General features: G+C 77.5%; 16 protein-coding genes. 10 read left to right on the top strand and 6 right to left on the bottom strand.

Features of this window, described 5'->3' with window-relative positions; all coding sequences use genetic code 11:
* Positions 1-31 precede the first annotated feature (31 nt).
* From FXF50_RS18385 to FXF50_RS18375, 3 genes are all read right to left on the bottom strand, one after another.
* A complete protein-coding gene (locus tag FXF50_RS18385) occupies positions 32-1,687 on the bottom strand; it encodes a DNA polymerase Y family protein (protein ID WP_148429456.1) in 1,656 nt (551 codons plus the stop codon).
* Positions 1,684-2,451 carry a hypothetical protein gene (locus tag FXF50_RS18380; protein WP_148429454.1) on the bottom strand — a complete coding sequence of 256 codons (768 nt, stop codon included), beginning with the start codon at positions 2,449-2,451 and terminating at the stop codon, positions 1,684-1,686. The genes FXF50_RS18385 and FXF50_RS18380 overlap by 4 nt, the downstream gene beginning before the upstream one ends.
* 168 nt (positions 2,452-2,619) lie before the next feature.
* Entirely contained in the window at positions 2,620-3,123 is a 504-nt protein-coding gene (locus tag FXF50_RS18375; RefSeq protein ID WP_148429451.1) for an SAV_6107 family HEPN domain-containing protein, read from the bottom strand.
* 513 nt (positions 3,124-3,636) lie between these two features.
* Between FXF50_RS18375 and FXF50_RS18370 the strand changes: the two genes are divergently transcribed.
* From FXF50_RS18370 to FXF50_RS18360, 3 genes are read left to right on the top strand one after another with little or no spacing between them, the layout of a single operon-like run.
* Positions 3,637-5,034 (top strand): ferric reductase-like transmembrane domain-containing protein, encoded by a 1,398-nt coding sequence (locus tag FXF50_RS18370; RefSeq protein ID WP_255510101.1) that lies wholly within the window; start codon positions 3,637-3,639, stop codon positions 5,032-5,034.
* Between the two features lie 20 nt (positions 5,035-5,054).
* A complete protein-coding gene (locus FXF50_RS18365; protein WP_148429448.1) occupies positions 5,055-5,525 on the top strand; it encodes an FMN-binding protein in 471 nt (156 codons plus the stop codon).
* Between the two features lie 7 nt (positions 5,526-5,532).
* A complete protein-coding gene (locus tag FXF50_RS18360; protein ID WP_148429434.1) occupies positions 5,533-6,342 on the top strand; it encodes an FAD:protein FMN transferase in 810 nt (269 codons plus the stop codon).
* Here FXF50_RS18360 and FXF50_RS18355 read toward each other — a convergent pair.
* Positions 6,324-7,514 (bottom strand): FAD-dependent monooxygenase, encoded by a 1,191-nt coding sequence (locus FXF50_RS18355; RefSeq protein WP_148429431.1) that lies wholly within the window; start codon positions 7,512-7,514, stop codon positions 6,324-6,326. The two genes, FXF50_RS18360 and FXF50_RS18355, sit on opposite strands and share 19 nt — an antisense overlap.
* Before the next feature lie 76 nt (positions 7,515-7,590).
* Here FXF50_RS18355 and FXF50_RS18350 point away from each other — a divergent pair, with 76 nt between their 5' ends.
* From FXF50_RS18350 to FXF50_RS18320, 7 genes are read left to right on the top strand one after another with little or no spacing between them, the layout of a single operon-like run.
* Positions 7,591-8,364, top strand: a complete 774-nt coding sequence (locus FXF50_RS18350; protein ID WP_255510100.1) for a TetR/AcrR family transcriptional regulator — start codon at positions 7,591-7,593, stop codon at positions 8,362-8,364.
* A 5-nt stretch (positions 8,365-8,369) separates the two neighbouring features.
* The gene (locus tag FXF50_RS18345; protein WP_148429426.1) at positions 8,370-8,858 is read left to right on the top strand and encodes a YbaK/EbsC family protein; all 489 of its coding nucleotides are present in this window, start codon (positions 8,370-8,372) and stop codon (positions 8,856-8,858) included.
* Positions 8,855-9,586 carry a monooxygenase gene (locus FXF50_RS18340; RefSeq protein ID WP_148429423.1) on the top strand — a complete coding sequence of 244 codons (732 nt, stop codon included), beginning with the start codon at positions 8,855-8,857 and terminating at the stop codon, positions 9,584-9,586. Before FXF50_RS18345 ends, FXF50_RS18340 begins: the two co-directional genes overlap by 4 nt.
* Positions 9,583-10,161 (top strand): GNAT family N-acetyltransferase, encoded by a 579-nt coding sequence (locus FXF50_RS18335; protein WP_148429421.1) that lies wholly within the window; start codon positions 9,583-9,585, stop codon positions 10,159-10,161. Before FXF50_RS18340 ends, FXF50_RS18335 begins: the two co-directional genes overlap by 4 nt.
* Complete coding sequence (locus FXF50_RS18330) at positions 10,158-10,970, top strand: carotenoid biosynthesis protein (protein WP_148429418.1); 813 nt, start codon at positions 10,158-10,160, stop codon at positions 10,968-10,970. Before FXF50_RS18335 ends, FXF50_RS18330 begins: the two co-directional genes overlap by 4 nt.
* Positions 10,967-12,094 carry a glycosyltransferase family 2 protein gene (locus FXF50_RS18325; protein ID WP_148429416.1) on the top strand — a complete coding sequence of 376 codons (1,128 nt, stop codon included), beginning with the start codon at positions 10,967-10,969 and terminating at the stop codon, positions 12,092-12,094. Before FXF50_RS18330 ends, FXF50_RS18325 begins: the two co-directional genes overlap by 4 nt.
* 11 nt (positions 12,095-12,105) lie before the next feature.
* The gene (locus tag FXF50_RS18320) at positions 12,106-13,593 is read left to right on the top strand and encodes an NAD(P)/FAD-dependent oxidoreductase (protein ID WP_148429414.1); all 1,488 of its coding nucleotides are present in this window, start codon (positions 12,106-12,108) and stop codon (positions 13,591-13,593) included.
* Between the two features lie 18 nt (positions 13,594-13,611).
* Here the strand turns inward: FXF50_RS18320 and FXF50_RS18315 are convergent, their stop codons facing one another.
* Together FXF50_RS18315 and metF are read right to left on the bottom strand one after the other, a co-directional pair.
* Positions 13,612-14,301: a CDP-alcohol phosphatidyltransferase family protein gene (locus FXF50_RS18315; protein WP_091320230.1), complete on the bottom strand. Its 690-nt coding sequence runs from the start codon at positions 14,299-14,301 to the stop codon at positions 13,612-13,614.
* 45 nt (positions 14,302-14,346) lie between these two features.
* Complete coding sequence (gene metF / locus FXF50_RS18310) at positions 14,347-15,264, bottom strand: methylenetetrahydrofolate reductase [NAD(P)H] (protein ID WP_148429412.1); 918 nt, start codon at positions 15,262-15,264, stop codon at positions 14,347-14,349.
* Positions 15,265-15,483 lie beyond the last annotated feature (219 nt).

Raw genomic sequence — 15,483 nt, 5'->3', positions numbered from 1 at the left:
TGAGGCACGGCCCATGGTCCAGGCACGCCGCTCAGTCATAGATCGCCTCCACCAGCCACTGGCCGCCCTCGACGGCGAGCAGCAGGGCGGCCCCGTCGGCCAGGCAGACCTGGAACCGGGCCCGGCGGCGGGCCTCGGCCGGCGCCCACCAGCGCTCGTCCACCGGCCACGGGCCGGCCCACCCGGCAATGTCGGCCGGCCGGCCGGCGCCGACGGTCAGCCGGGCCGGCGCGGCGCTGACCGCCAGCCGGGCGCTGACCACGACCGGCTCACCGGCGGCATCGTGCACGGCGGCGGGCAGCGGGGTGGGCAGCACCACGGCCGGCGCGGGTGGCGGGATCCGCCCCGGCCACGGCGGCACCGGCGTCGACGCCGCCGCCCGGGAACGGGTGGACACGGCCCGTTCCGGTGCGGCGGCGGGCGGCGGAGGCTCGGCGGCCGGCAGGGGTGGTGGGCCGGGGCGGGCGGGCAGGCGCTCGTCGCCCCACGGGACCAGACGCACCTGGTCGGCCGGGGAACGCCCGCCGCCGAGCACGGCGGTGACCACCGCCTCGGGGCCGAGGATGCCCTGCACCCGGCTCAACGCGCGGTGCGCCCGCTCCCGCTCCTCGCCGGTCTCCCCCCACAGGCCGGGTTGCAGGCCGGCCTGGGCGAGCACCCCGTCCGGCACCAGCCGCAGCCGGATGATCCCGGCGGTGGGGCGGGCCGGGCGCGCGCCGCCCCGGCCGTTGCTGCCGGAGAGCCAGCCGTCGAGCTGCCAGCGGACCCGGTCGGCGATGGCCGCGGCGGTGAGCAGGCCGTCGTGCCGCCAGACCCGGTGCAGCTCCTGGCCGTGCGCGGTGACCGCCTCGATGCCGAGCCGGGTGCAGGCCAGCCCGTGCGCGGCGAGCCGCTCGTGCAGTTGCTCGGCCAACGTGCGGGCGGCGAACGCCGCGGCGTCGACCCGGTCGATCGGCTCGTCGTGGTCGGCGGTGACGGTCAGGTCGGCGGGCGGCTGCCGGACCGCGAGCGGCCGGTGGTCCCGGCCGGCGGCCAGCCGGTGGGCCAGCGCCCCGTCGAAGCCGAACCGGGCCAGCACGTCCCCGGCGGGCAGGGCGGCGAAGTCGCCGAGGGTGCGTACGCCCAGCCGGCGCAGCAGGTCGGTCAGGGTGGGCCGGCCGAGCGCCTCGACGGGCAGGCCGGCCAGGAACTCCGGGGTCCCGCCGGGGGGCACGATCCGCCCGTCCCGGGCGGCCAGCCCGGCCGCGAAGACCCCGTCGGCGATGCCGACCTGGCTCTCCACCGCGCAGGTCTGTGCGACGTGCTCGACGATCCGCTCGGCCGCCGCCTCCTCGCCGCCGAGATAGCGGCTGGGGCCCCGGGCGGCCAGCGCGCAGGCCCCGGGGCGGATCACCTCGACCCCGGCGACCACCTCCTCGACGGCGGCCACCACCGGCTCGAACGCCCGGGCGTCCCGGGCGGGGTCGTGGTCGACGACGGTGAGCTGCGGGCAGCGCCCCTGCGCCTCCCGCCGGCGCAGCCCCCGGCGGACACCCTCGGCGCGGGCCCGCTCGGAGCAGGCGACCACCCGGTTGGCGTGCAGCACCGCGACCGGGTCGGTGGCCGGCACCCCGTCGACGATCTCGGCGGCGAGGACCGGCCAGTCGGGGCACCAGAGCAGCAGGGTCCGCGCCGGAGCGCCGCTCATGCCGACCCGACCACGGTGAGCGGCCGGACGGCGGCGGCCGGGGCCACGACGCGGAGCCGACGGGGCGCGGCGGCACCGACGGCGCCGGCGCCGGTCGAGCGGGGGATCACCCGGGTCAGCTCGTCGCCGGGCAGCCAGACCTTGATCTCCTTGGGGCGGGCTGCCGCGCCCCGGCCGCGGGCCGAGACGGTCACCTCCCGGCGGCGCAGCCGGCCCCGGCCCGGCCCGAGCCCCTCCCAGACCCCGCGGACCACCTGGAGCGTCACGTCCGCGCCGTCCCACCGGCCGTACGGGACGAGCACGCTGCCGCGCTGCCGGGCCCGGGCGGCCAGCCGGGTGGCGACCGAGGCGGAGACCGTGGTCGGCACGGCGGTGACCACCACGTCGACCCCGTCGATGAGCGCGGCGACGACGGTGGGCCACTCCGGTCCGGGGTTCGGCACGAGGGCGAGCCGGTCCAGGGCGATGCCGGCCTCGGCCGCCGCGCCGGCCCCGAAGGTGGGTACGCCCACCACGGCGCACCACGAGCCGGCCCGGGACGCCTCGGCGAGCAGGGCGAGGATCAGGGAGGTGGCGCCGCTGCGCCGGGGCTGGCCGGCGCCGACCGCGATGGTGCTGCCGCGCCGCAGACCGCGGTTGGGCAGCAGCCCGGTCAGCTCGGCCCGGACGGGGAGCACCCGGTGGCCGCCGGCCGGGTCGGGCGCGCTCGCCGGGCGTACCAGCTCGGCCAGGGCGGCGGAACCGACCACCATGCGGCCCGCCATCGGACCAACCCCCCGTCGTGTGTTCACCACGGGCGCCGGCCCGTGGATGGTGCTGTGGATCGTGCGGTGCGGGACGCGCTCAGCGGTCCGGCGGCGGCGTGCTCGCCGTCGCCGGGGTGCGGCGCCCGGCCACCCGGGGTCCCGCCGGTGGTGGCCGGGCGCCGCGGCTCAGGCGGCGGCCGCTCCGGGCCGGGGCGTGGCGTCGGACCTGCCGAGCCGGGTGGGCTGTTGCAGCCCGTCGAGCGCCGGTTGGTGTGCCAGGCCGAGCGCGGTCTCCACCACGGTCACGAACTCCTCGGCGGCGCGGAGCAGGTCGTCGGCTTCCCGGGCGGTGACCACCCGGGGGATGCCGGCCTCGGCGGCGGCCCGCTTGCCGGCGCCGGCGGCGAAGTAGGCCGCCCACTCGTCCAGCTCGGGGGCGACGGCGGCGAGCAGCACCCAGACGCTGGTGATCCGGTTGCGCCGGGTGGGCGCGGGGCGGGCGCGGGCGGCCAGCAGGGCGGCGGCGGCGCGCAGCGCGGCGAGGTGGGCGGCGGCGTACCGGAGGCCGTCGGGGCGGGTCCGGGCGGCCTCGGCCAGCCCGTGGCGGGCCACCACGAGCAGCTGGGCGGGGGTGCGGTGCGGCAGCACGTGCGCGGGCACCGTGGGCGCCTGGGCCGGACTGGTCGGCATGGTCTCTCCTCCGCGTGGGCCGGGGCGGGGCGGCCGCGCGACGGGGAGCCGTCGCCCGGGACGCCCGGAACGGGCGGTGCGGAGGAAGACGCACCAGGTGGGGGCCGGCCGGGTGTGGACGCTTCCCCACACCACACCCGGCCGGCGTACCGGCGGGTCCGTCGCCCGCCGCCCGGGGGTCGTGGGCGGCGGGCGACGATCCTGCCTTGACGGGTCCGGACTCGCGACTGTCCGGAGCCCGGTGCGGTCCGCGGAACCGCACCTCCCGGGAGCCGGAGCCGCGAAACACCGCTCCCGGACGTTGGAACGAGCGTACGAGCGAATCGAACACTCGTTCTAACTGCTCTGACAGTACACCCCCCCTCCGACGAAAATGCAACGTGTGACGCACCGGCGCGTCGATGCGCCGGCCGGTGGATTCCCAGCGCGCGCACAGCGTCGGCAAAGGAGCCGCCGAGTTCCGGCTCGCAGGGTTGACGACATGAACGTCAGCCGTACCGAGAAGACACCCCGGTGAGCGCCGCCGTCGCCGGCCGGCGGACACCACGCCGGACCCTGCCGGCCGCCCCGGCCTGGTGGGCCGACGTGGCCGGCGCCGCCGCGGCGCTCAGCCTGCTGGTGGTCACCGCGCTCTGGACCGCCGACCGCGGCGTGCAGGAGCTGCTGGGCGGCGCGGCCACCGGCCTCACCTCGCTCGGCCGGCTCGCCGGCCTGCTCAGCGCCGACCTCATGCTCATCCAGGTGGTGCTCATGGCCCGGGTGCCGCTGATCGAGCGGCGCTTCGGCCAGGACCGGATCGCCCGCTGGCACCGGCTCACCGGCTTCACCTCGTTCCACCTGCTCCTGGCGCACGTCCTGCTGACCGTCCTCGGGTACGCCGGCACCGCCCGCCGGGAAGTGCTCGCCGAAACCTGGGACCTGGTCGTCACGTACCCGGGGATGCTGCTGGCCACCGCGGCGCTGGCCCTGCTCGTGCTGGTCGTGGTGACCTCGGTCCGCGCGGCCCGGCGCCGGCTGCGCTACGAGTCGTGGCACCTGCTGCACCTGTACGCGTACCTGGGCGTCGCCCTGGCGCTGCCGCACCAGCTCTGGACCGGCGCCGACTTCGTCGCCTCGCCGCTCGCCCGCGCCTACTGGTGGACCGTCTACCTGCTGGCGCTGGCCAGCGTGCTGGTCTGGCGGCTGGGCCTGCCCGCCTGGCGCTCGTTGCGGCACCGGATCGAGGTGGCCGCCGTGGTCACCGAGGCGCCCGGCGTCACCTCGGTCTGGCTGCGCGGGCGCCACCTGCACCGGCTGCCCGTCCGGGCCGGGCAGTTCCTGCTCTGGCGGTTCCTGGACGGCCCCGGCTGGTCCCGGGCCCACCCGTACTCGCTGTCCGCGCCGCCGAACGGCGACCTCATGCGGATCACGGTCAAGGACCTGGGCGACGGCAGCGCCCGGGTGGCCGGCCTGCGCCCCGGCACGCGGGTGCTCGTCGAGGGGCCGTACGGGCGGCTCACCGGGGAGCCCTGGCGCGGCGGCGGGATCACCATGCTGGCCTGCGGTGTCGGCATCACCCCGCTGCTGGCCCTGCTCTGGGAGCTGCCGTACGCGTCCGGCCAGGCGGTGCTGCTCTACCGCGCGCGTACCCCCGAGGACCTGGCCTTCCGGGCGGAGCTGGACCGGCTCGTCGCGGAGCGCGGGCTGGTCGTGCACCACCTGGTCGGCCCCCGGGCGGCGCGCCCGTCCTGGCTGCCGGCCTACGCCGAAGGGCTCTCCGACGCGGAGGCGCTGCGCCGGCTCTCCCCCGGCGTGGCCGGCCACGACGTCTTCCTCTGCGGACCCGACGGCTGGGTCGACGCCGCGCGCGCCGCGATCCGCGCGGCCGGGGTCCCCGAGGCGCACCTCCATCACGAACGTTTCGCCTGGTGACAGGCGCGAAGGGAGGATCCGTGCGACGGATCACCATCTGGCTGCTCTCCACGGTGGCCGCGCTGGTGCTGCTGTTCAGCTACAAGACCAGCACCATGGGCGCGGGCGGGGAGACCAGCGCGATCGCCTCCGGCTCGGACGGCCCGGCCGGCAGCTCCTGGACCGGCACGGACGACGGATCCGGCTCGTCGAGCGGCGACACGTCGAGCGGCGGCGGCACGGCCACCGGGTCGGTGGCCCAGACCCGGTGGGGGCCGGTGCAGGTGCGGATCACCGTCTCCGGCGGGAAGATCACCGATGTCACCGCGGTGCAGGTGCCCGACGGCAACCACCGGGACCAGGAGATCAACGACTACGCGGTGCCGATCCTGCGGCAGGCGGCCCTCGCGGCGCAGAGCGCGCGGATCGACACCGTCTCCGGGGCCACCGTGACCAGCGACGGCTACCGCGAGTCCCTGCAGTCCGCGATCGACGCGGCGCACCTGAAGTGAGGACGCGATGAACCCGACCAGGGAACCCGACCGGCGCGCCTGGGTGGTCCAGGTGATGGGGCTGCCGGTCAGCGTGCACCTGCGCGGCCCCGAGGTGCGCACCGACGCGGTGGCCGAGCGGGTGGAGCGGGTCTTCGCCGAGCTGCGCACGGTGGACGCGACGTTCAGCACGTACCGCCCGGACAGCGTGCTGGGCCGGCTCGGCGGGGCGATGCCCGACCCGGCCGCCGCGGAGCCGCTGGTGCGCGAGGTGGTCGAGCGGTGCGAGGCGGCCCGCGTCCGCACCGGCGGGTGGTTCGACGCCCGGCGGCTGCCGCTGCCCGGCGGAGGCACCGGCTTCGACCCGTCCGGCCTGGTCAAGGGGTGGGCGGTGGAGCGGGCCGCGCGCTGGTTGGCGCTGCCCGACCACGACCTGTGCCTCAACGCCGGCGGGGACGTGCTGCTGCGCACCGCGCCGGGCCGGCCCGCCTGGCGGGTCGGGATCGAGGACCCGGACCACCCCGAGCGGCTGCTCGACGTCGTCACCCGCGCGCACGGCGCGGTCGCCACGTCGGGCACCGCGCGGCGCGGCGCGCACATCACCGACCCGCGCGCCGGCCGACCGGCCGAGGCCGTCCGGTCGGTCACCGTGGTCGGCCCCGAGCTGCTCTGGGCCGACGTGTACGCCACCGCGGCCGTCGCCCGCGGCGCGGACGCGCTGGACTGGCTGGCCACCCTGGACGGGTACGCGGCCCTGCTGGTGAACGCCGCCGGCGAGGTCCGGGCCACCCCGGACTGGCCCGGCTCCCGGGCGGCGGCTCAGACCCGCGCCGCGTAGTCGGGCAGGTCGGCCTCGGTGGCCAGCGACCCGGTGCTCCGCACCAGCAGCGACTGGACCGGGCGCGCGGCCAGCAGCCGGTCGCGCAGCCACAGCCCCCAGCCGGTGGCCGGGGCGAGGAACCGGCCGGGGCTGGCGCCGCGCTGCCAGCGGCCGGCGTAGGCCCGCATCCGCCGCTCGTACGCGGGCAGCGCCACCCGGTGGTCGCCGCCGGCCAGGGCCAGCTCGCCGGCGAGCACGTACGCCCCGACCAGGCCGGTGCCCACCCCCATCCCGCCGAGGGTCACCCCCCAGGCCGCGTCGCCGAGCAGCACGGCCCGGCCGGCGTGCCAGCGGGGCACGCCGACCCGGGCGATCGCGTCGAAGTAGAGCTCGGGCGCGTCCCGCAGGGCGGCCAGCAGCCGGGGCACGTGCCAGCCCAGCCCGGCGAAGGCGTCGGCGACCAGCGCCTTCTGCCGGTCGAGGTCGAGCCGGTCGTGGTCCTGCCGGGGCGAGGCGAACACCACCAGTGCGGTGGCCCGATCCGGCTCGCGCTGGTCGGCGGCCACGCTGGCCATCCGGCCGGGCACGTTGTACTGCCGCGGGACCGGGCCCGCCCCGAGGTCGTTGGGCAGGTCCCAGCCGGCCAGGTGATAGCCGAGGTGGGTGACGTACGCCGACTCCGGCCCGAACGCCAGCCGGCGCACCCCGGAGTGCAGCCCGTCCGCACCGACCACCAGGTCGACGGTGCGGGAGGCGCCCCGGGCGAGGTCGACCCGCACCCCGTCGGCGGTCTCGGTGAGCGCCGTGATCCGCTCGCCGAACAGGTGGTCGACCCGGTCGGCGCCGCGCTCGTGGAGGATCCGGGACAGGTCCCGGCGGCGGACCTCCAGCTCGCCGCCGGCGAACTCGGCGGGCAGCCGGAAGACCTCCCGGTCGTGGTCGTCCACCCGGCTCATCGCGCCGGCGTGGGTCTGCACCGCGCGCAACTCGTCGAGCACGCCCATGGCGGCGAGCACGCCGAGGTGGGTCGGCCCGCGGAAGTCGACCGCGAAGCCGCTGGTCCGCAGCGCGGGAGCGACCTCGACGACGGTGACCTCGGCGCCGTGCCGGGCCAGCCACCAGGCCACCGCCGGGCCGGCCACCCCGGCGCCGGAGACGAGCACGCGGAAACCGCGCAGTGGAGTGGGCATGTCCTCCCCCGTTCCTAAACTGTGTCCCTCGGATACAGAGTACTGTAGACACAGTTTCGGCCCGAGAACAAGAGAGGTGACCGTGGAGACCGGTGGCGTCGACCAACGCCGGCTGTACGAGCTGCTGTGGGGCGCCCCGACCGGGCCCCGGCGCGGGCCGCGCCCCACCCTCACCCTCGCCGCGATCGCCCGGGCCGGCATCACCATCGCCGACGCCGACGGGCTCGACGGGCTGACCATGCAGCGCGTCGCCGAGTCGCTGGACGTCACCAAGATGGCGCTCTACCGCTACGTGCCCGGCCGCGCCGAACTGGTGGCGCTCATGCTGGAGGCGGCGGTCGGCGAGCCGCCCGCGCCGCCGCCCGGGGCCGACTGGCGCGGCCGGCTCGACGACTGGGCCCGGCAGCTGTTCGACCGGTTCCGCCGGCACCCGTGGGCCCAGGCGGCCACCGTCGGCCCCCGGGTGCCCGGCCCGAACGAGCTGGCCTGGCTGGAACAGGTGGTGGCCGCCCTCGCCGGCACCGGGCTGACCGGCGCCGAGCAGCTCGACGTCGCGGTGCTCCTGGTCGGGCACGCCCGCAACCTGGCCCAACACGCCGCGCCGGACGACGCGCCCGGCGGGAGCCGGGAGGCCGCCTTCGGCGTCCTCGTCCGCGGCCGGGAGGAACGGTTCCCGGCCCTGGAGGCCGCCCTGCGCGGCATCGACCCGGACACCCCCGACCAGGCCCTCGACTTCGGCCTGGCCCGCATCCTCGACGGCGTCGAGGCGCTCATCACCACCCGCGCCGCCGCCGGCCCCCGACACCCGGGCGGGGTGGACGGCCGCGGCCCGGACGGCCGGGGAGAATGAGGGACATGCAGCCACACCCGAACGTGCAGGCGGTGCAGCGGACGCTCGACGACGCGGGCGCGCGGGACTCCTCCGGCGGGCCCAGCCAGGTCCGCCTGCTGCCCGAGGCCGTGCACACCGCCGCCGCGGCGGCCGCGGCGCTCGGCGTCGAGGTCGGCGCCATCGCCAACTCGCTCGTCTTCGACGCCGACGACGCGCCGCTGCTGGTGCTCACCTCCGGCGCGCACCGGGTGGACACCGCCGAGCTGGCCGCGTCCCTCGGCGTCACCCACCTGCGCCGGGCCACCCCGGACTTCGTGAAGCGGCACACCGGGCAGGTGATCGGCGGGGTCGCCCCGGTCGGCCACCCCCAGCCGCTGCGCACCCTCGTGGACACCGCGCTCGAGGCGTACCACGAGGTGTGGGCGGCCGGCGGCGTGCCGCAGGCGGTCTTCCCCACCACGTACGCGGAGCTGCTGCGGCTCACCTCCGGCGCCCCGACCGAGGTGGCGTGACTCCCGAACTCGTCACGCTGCACGTGTGGCGGATCCCCCGGACGGCCGTCCCCCGGGCGCTGGCCCGGATGGCGACCCACCCGGCGCGGTTGCGCCGGATGCCCGGCGTCCGGTTCGCCAAGCTGCTCGGCACCGGGACCGGCACCGGCTTCGGCCCCGGCGACACCGACCTGACCCGGTGGGCCGCCCTCGTGGTGTGGGACTCCCCCGCCGCGGCGGCCGGCTTCGACGCCTCCCCGGTCGGCCGCTCCTGGGCCCGGCTGGCGCGGGCCGGCGTCCGGGTGGAGCTGCGCCCGCTGACCAGCCGGGGCGAGTGGTCCGGCCGCCGGCCGTTCGGCGAGCCGTCCGGCGGGCGGGTCACCGGGCCGGTGCTGGCGCTGACCCGGGCCCGGCTGCGGGCCCGTAGGGCGGTCACCTTCTGGCGGGCGATCCCGCCGGTCGCCGCCGCCCTGCACGACGCGCCCGGGCTGCTCGCCCGGTTCGGCGTGGGCGAGGCCCCGCTGGGCTGGCAGGGCACGGTGAGCGTGTGGCAGGACCCGGCGGACCTGGTCACGTTCGCGTACCGTCACCCGGAGCACCGCGCCGCGATCACCCGCACCCCCACCGAGGGCTGGTACGCGGAGGAACTGTTCGCGCGGTTCGCGGTGGGCGACGTGGTCGGCGACCGCACGGTGCTGGGGTGGGCCGCCCCCGCAGGCGACCCGGAAACGGCGAGAGGGAACGCATGAGGTTGGTGCGGTGGACGCCGGACGATCTGGTCCGGCGGCTGGACGACGTGGTGGCCGTCTACGGCGAGGCGATGGGCTACCGCGCCGACCTGCTGGAGGCCCGGCGTGGCTACATCGCCACCCACGTCCGCCGGCCCGGCTTCCGCGCCGTCGCCAGCCTCACCACCGAGGGCCACCTGGCCGGCTTCGGGTACGGCTACCTCGGCGCCGCCGGCCAGTGGTGGCACGACCAGGTGCACCGGGCCCTCGACGGCGAGGCCCGGCAGCGCTGGCTGACCCACTGCTTCGAGGTGGTCGAACTGCACGTCCGCCCGCCCGCGCAGGGCCACGGCCTGGGCGCCGGCCAGCTGCGCGCCCTGCTCACCATGGCCGAGGGCAGCACCACCCTGCTCTCCACGCCGGAGGCCGACGAGCAGCGGTCCCGGGCCTGGCGGCTCTACCGCCGGTTCGGCTTCGTCGACATCCTGCGCCACTTCCACTTCCCCGGCGACGAGCGGCCGTTCGGCGTGCTCGGCCGGGACCTGCCGCTGCCCCCGCCGGGCGCGGGCGGCGCCCCGGCCCCGGAAAAGCCGTGAGGCGGGGCCGGCTGCCCTGGGCGCTGCTGGCCGTCCTGGTCCTGGCCCAGATCTGCTACCCGCTCACCGGCGGCGCGACCCGGGCCGGGCTGACCGTGGCCACCGTCGTGCTCGGCTGGCTGCTCTCCGTGGGGCACGCCCTGCTCAGCCGGGGCACGCGCACCGCGCTCGCCCTGGTCGCCGTGGCCACCGGCGGCGGGTTCGCCATCGAGGCGCTCGGCGTGGCCACCGGCTTCCCGTTCGGCAGCTACGACTACTCCGGCGAGCTGGGCCCGAAGCTGGCCGGGGTGCCGCTGATCATCCCGCTGGCCTGGACCTGGATGGCCTGGCCGGCCTGGCTCACCGCGGTCCGGCTCACCGGCTCCCGCCCGGGCCGGATCGCCCTGGCCGCGGTCGGGCTGGCCGCCTGGGACCTCTTCCTCGACCCCCAGATGGTGGGCGAGGGCTACTGGCGCTGGCGGGACGCCACCCCGGCCCTGCCCGGCCTGCCCGGCATCCCGGTCAGCAACTACCTGGGCTGGCTGCTCTTCGCGGTGCTGCTCATGACCGCGCTGCGCCCGCTCGCCGGGCCGGCCGTCGACCACGCCGACGGGCGGGACGCCCCGATGTTCGCGCTCTACCTGTGGACGTACGCCTCCAGCGTGCTGGCGCACGCGGTCTTCCTCCGGCTGCCCGCCTCGGCGCTCTGGGGCGCGGCCGGGATGGCGGTGGCCGCCGTGCCGCTGGCGGTGACGCTGCTGCACGCGCGCCGGGACGGGGCCGGTCGCGGGGCGGCGCAACCCGCGCCCCGCGTCGACGCGCCGGCATGATCCCGGCGCTCGTCCTGGTCGCGGCGGTCGCCGCGCTCACCGCGCACACGCTGGTCAACGCCACCGCGTGGCTGCGCCGCCCCGGCGCCGGCCCGGTCGAGGTCACCGAGGCGGTGGCGGTGCTGCTGCCGCTGCGCGACGAGGCCGACCGGGTCACCCCGTGCCTGCGGGCGCTGCTCGCCCAACGCGGCGTGCCGGACCTGCGGATCGTGGTGCTCGACGACGGCTCGACCGACGGCACCGCCGAGGTGGTCCGCGCGGTGGCCGGCGACGACCCGAGGCTCACCCTGCTCACCGGGGTCGCCCCGCCGCCCGGCTGGCTGGGCAAGCCGCACGCCTGCTGGCAGCTCGCCACCCGCACCGACCCGGCCCCGACCGTGCTGGCCTTCGTCGACGCCGACGTGGTGCTCACCCCGTACGCGGTCGCGGCGGCGGTGACCGAACTGCGCGCGGCGGGCGCGACGCTGCTGTCGCCGTACCCCCGGATCGTGGTGCGGACGGTGGCCGACCGGCTCGTGCAGCCGCTGCTCCAGTGGTTGTGGCTGACCTTCCTGCCGCTGCGCGCGATGGAACGCTCGCCGCGGCCGTCGCTCGCGGCGGCGGGCGGGCAGTTCCTGGTCGTGGACCGGGCCGGCTACCTGCGGGCCGGCGGGCACGCGGCGGTCGCCGACCGGGTCCTGGAGGACATCGAGCTGGCCCGGGCGGTGAAGCGCTCCGGCGGCCGGATCGCCCTCGCCGACGGCTCCCGGCTGGCCGCCTGCCGGATGTACGAGAGCTGGCCGCAGCTGCGCGACGGCTACGGCAAGTCGCTCTGGGCCTCGTTCGGGCACCCGGGCGCCGCCGCGGTGGTGGTGGCCCTGCTGCTCCTGCTCTACACCGCTCCCCCGCTGGTCGCGGTGGGTGCCCTGGTGGCCGGCGCGCCGGTCACGGCCGGGCTCGCGCTGGCCGGCTACCTGCTCGGCGTCGCGGGGCGGGCGGTCAGCGCCCGGGCCACCGGCGGGCGGGCGTGGCCCGACGCGCTGGCACACCCCGTGTCGGTCGTGGTCCTCGGTTGGCTGACCCTCCGGTCGTACCATCTGCGGAAGCGACGCCGGCTCACCTGGCGGGGTCGCCCGGTCAGCTAGGAGGGGGCGGCATGGCGCGGATCGTGGTCATCGGCGCCGGCGTGGGCGGGCTGGCCACCGCCGCGCGGCTGGCGGTCACCGGGCACGAGGTCACCGTCCTCGAACGGGCCGACACCGTCGGCGGGAAGCTCGGCCGGCACCGGCACTACACCCCCGAGGGGTCGTGGCTCTTCGACACCGGGCCGAGCCTGGTCACCCTGCCGCAGGTGTTCCACGACCTGTTCGAGGCGACCGGCGCGAAGCTCGACGAGTACCTGGACCTCGTGCCGCTGGACCCGATCGTCCGGCACGTCTTCCCCGACGGCGGCCCCACCCTGGACTCCTGCGCCGACCCGGCCGAGTTCACCGCCCGGATCAGCGCGGCGCTCGGCGACCGGGCCGCCGCCGACTGGCAGCGGCTCTGGCAGCGGGCCGGCCGGGTGTGGGCGGCCTCCCACCGGGACGTGCTGCGCCGCACCGTCGACTCCCCGCGCGACCTGGCCGCGCTGGCCTGGCGGCTGGGCGACCTCGCCGCCATCGGCCCCGGCCGCAGCCTGCGCGGGCTGGGCCGCCGGCACCTGTCCGACCCGCGGCTGCGGATGCTGCTCGACCGGTACGCCACCTACACCGGCGCCGACCCGCGCCGCGCGCCGGCCGCGCTGGTCGCCGTGCCCTACGCCGAACTGGCGTACGGCGGCTGGTACCTGCGCGGCGGGCTGGGCACCCTGGCCGACGCGCTGCTGTCGCGCTGCCTGGACCTCGGCGTGGTGGTGCGGACCGGCGCCACGGTCACCCGCATCGACGCGGCCGGCGGCCGGGTGCACGGGGTACGCCTCGCCGGGATGGCCGCTCCCGTCCCCGCCGACGTGGTGGTGGCCAACGTCGACGCGCTGACCGTCTACCGGGACCTGCTGCCCACCCCGCGCCGGCTGGCCGCGCTCACCGACCGCAGCCTGGCCGGATTCGTGCTGCTGCTGGGCGTCCGCGGCGACACCGGGCTGGCCCACCACACCGTCTTCTTCCCGCGCGACAACGACGCCGAGTTCGACGCGGTCTTCGGCGACCCGGGGCGGGGCGTCCGGGCCCGGCCGGCGCCCGACCCGACCGTCTTCGTCACGGTCGCCGACGACCCGGCGGTCCGCCCGGAGGGGCACGAGGCGTGGTTCGTGCTGGTCAACGCGGCCCGGCACGGCACGGCCGCGGGCGCGGTCGACTGGCGGCGGCCGGGGCTGGCCGAGGCGTACGCCGACCGGATCCTCGACGTGCTCGCCGAGCGGGGCGTGGACGTGCGGGACCGGCTGGTGTTCCGGGAGATCCGCACCCCGGCCGACCTGGACGCGGCGACCGGCGCGCCGGGCGGCGCGATCTACGGCACCGCGGGCGGGCTGCTCCGCCCGGCCAACCGGGGACCGGCGGCCGGGCTCTGGCTGGTCGGCGGCTCCAGCCACCCGGGCGGCGGCCTCCCCATGGTCACCCTGTCGGCGGAGATCGTCGCCGACGCCATCGGCCCGGCCTGGTAGGTCGCCCCCCCGGTGGGGTCAGCCGGCGTCGATGAGGGCGCGGCGGACGGCGGAGAGCAACTGGCCGAGACCGAAGCCGGCCAGCAGCACCCAGACCGTGGTGGCCATCGTGATCGTGCCGGCGGTCAGGTCGGCGTCGAGGAGCCCCGCGAGCCCGGCGACCACAAGCCCGAACAGGGCCACGCAGACCCGCGTAGGGCGCTCCCCCACGGTCACCGCGCCGATCTCCCGCATCCCGGCGGAGACCGCCCGGGCCCGCACGTACTCGTGCAGCCAGGACAGGCCGCCGGCCGCGGCGACCAGCGCGCCGGGCGCGCCGAGCAGCCAGAACGCGGTCAGCCAGGCGGCCTCGCCGAGCCGGTCGGCCACCGAGTCGTAGACATAGCCCAGCCGGGTGGTGCGGTTGGTCGCCACCGCCACCGCGCCGTCGACGCTGTCCGCCACCGCGGCCAGCAGCACGAACAGGGCGCCCAGGAACGGCCCGTCGCCGGCCCGCCCCACCAGCAGGGGTACGCAGACGCAGAGCAGCACGCCGACCACGGTCACCGGGGTCGGGCCGATCCGCAGCCGGCCCAGGATGTAGCCCACGTGGTAGGCGAAGCGCAGCCAGGCGCGGACCACCGGCGCGGCCACCCGGGGATCGAAGCCGCCGTGCAGCCGCGCCCACGCGGTCGCGTACTGGTCCCAGTTCAGCTGTGTGCCCACCACGGGATCAACCGTAGAAGGGCGGCGCGGGTGTCGCGGGCCGGGTGGTCACACCCGCGCGTCGGCCCGCAGCCGCTGCCAGACCTCCCGGGTCGCCGTGGACCGGTTGAGGGTGATGAAGTGGATTCCCGGCACGCCCTCGTCCAGCAGCTTCGCGCACATCTCGCTCGCCTGCTCGATGCCGAGCCGGCGGACCGCCTCCGGGTCGTCGGCCACCTCGGCGAACCGCTCGGCGAGGGCCGGCGGGAACGGCGCCCCGGAGAGCTGCACCGACCGCTCGATGGTGGCCAGCTGGGTCACCGGCATCACCCCGGCCAGGATCGGGGTGTCGCAGCCGGCGGCCGCCACCCGGTCGCGCAGCCGCAGATAGTCGTCGGCGTCGAAGAACATCTGGGTGATCGCGAACTCGGCCCCGGCCCGGCACTTGCGCACGAAGTGCGCGGTGTCGCTGGCCACGTCGGGCGAGCGCGGGTGCTTGTACGGGAAGGCCGCCACCCCCACGCTGAAGTCACCGGCGTCCCGGACCAGCCGGACCAGCTCCTCGGCGTACCGCACGCCCTCCGGGTGCTCGATCCACTCACCGCCCGGGTTGCCCGGCGGGTCGCCGCGCACGGCCAGCACGTTGCGCACCCCGACCGACGCGAGCCGGCCGATCACGTGCCGCAGCTCGGCGACCGAGTGGTCGACCGCGGTGAGGTGCGCCATCGGCAGCAGGGTGGTCTCGGTGGCGATCCGCTCGGTCACCGCGACCGTGGTGTCCCGGGTCGAGCCGCCCGCGCCGTAGGTGATCGAGACGAACGAGGGGCGCAACGACTCCAGCTCGCGGATGGCCTGCCAGAGCAGGCGCTCACCCTGCGGCGTCTTCGGCGGGAAGAACTCGAAGGAGAAGGTGGGCCGGCCGTCGCGGATCAGCTCGCCGATGGCCGGCTGGGGGTTGGGGAGGACCGAGGGAAGACCGAGCGCCACGGACCGACTGTAACCGGCGGGTCCGGTCCGACCCAGGATCTTCCCAGCCCGCGAGCACGAGCGCCGCGGAGCGTCGTACCGCGGGGGTAGAACGGAGGCAGCGCGGTGGGGCCGGCCGGTGGCCGGTCCGGGGGGCCGCGCGGGGGTCGCCACGATCGGCGGCGCGCCGGTCCGGCACCGCCGGGCGTCCGCGTCGCCGCCCGCGCCGTCGCCTCCGGA

Source organism: Micromonospora sp. AP08, from assembly GCF_008085935.1.
GTDB classification, from domain to species: Bacteria; Actinomycetota; Actinomycetes; order Mycobacteriales; family Micromonosporaceae; genus Micromonospora; species Micromonospora chersina.
Note: the sequence above shows the minus strand (reverse complement) of the source record. Positions and strands in the feature narration are given on the sequence as shown.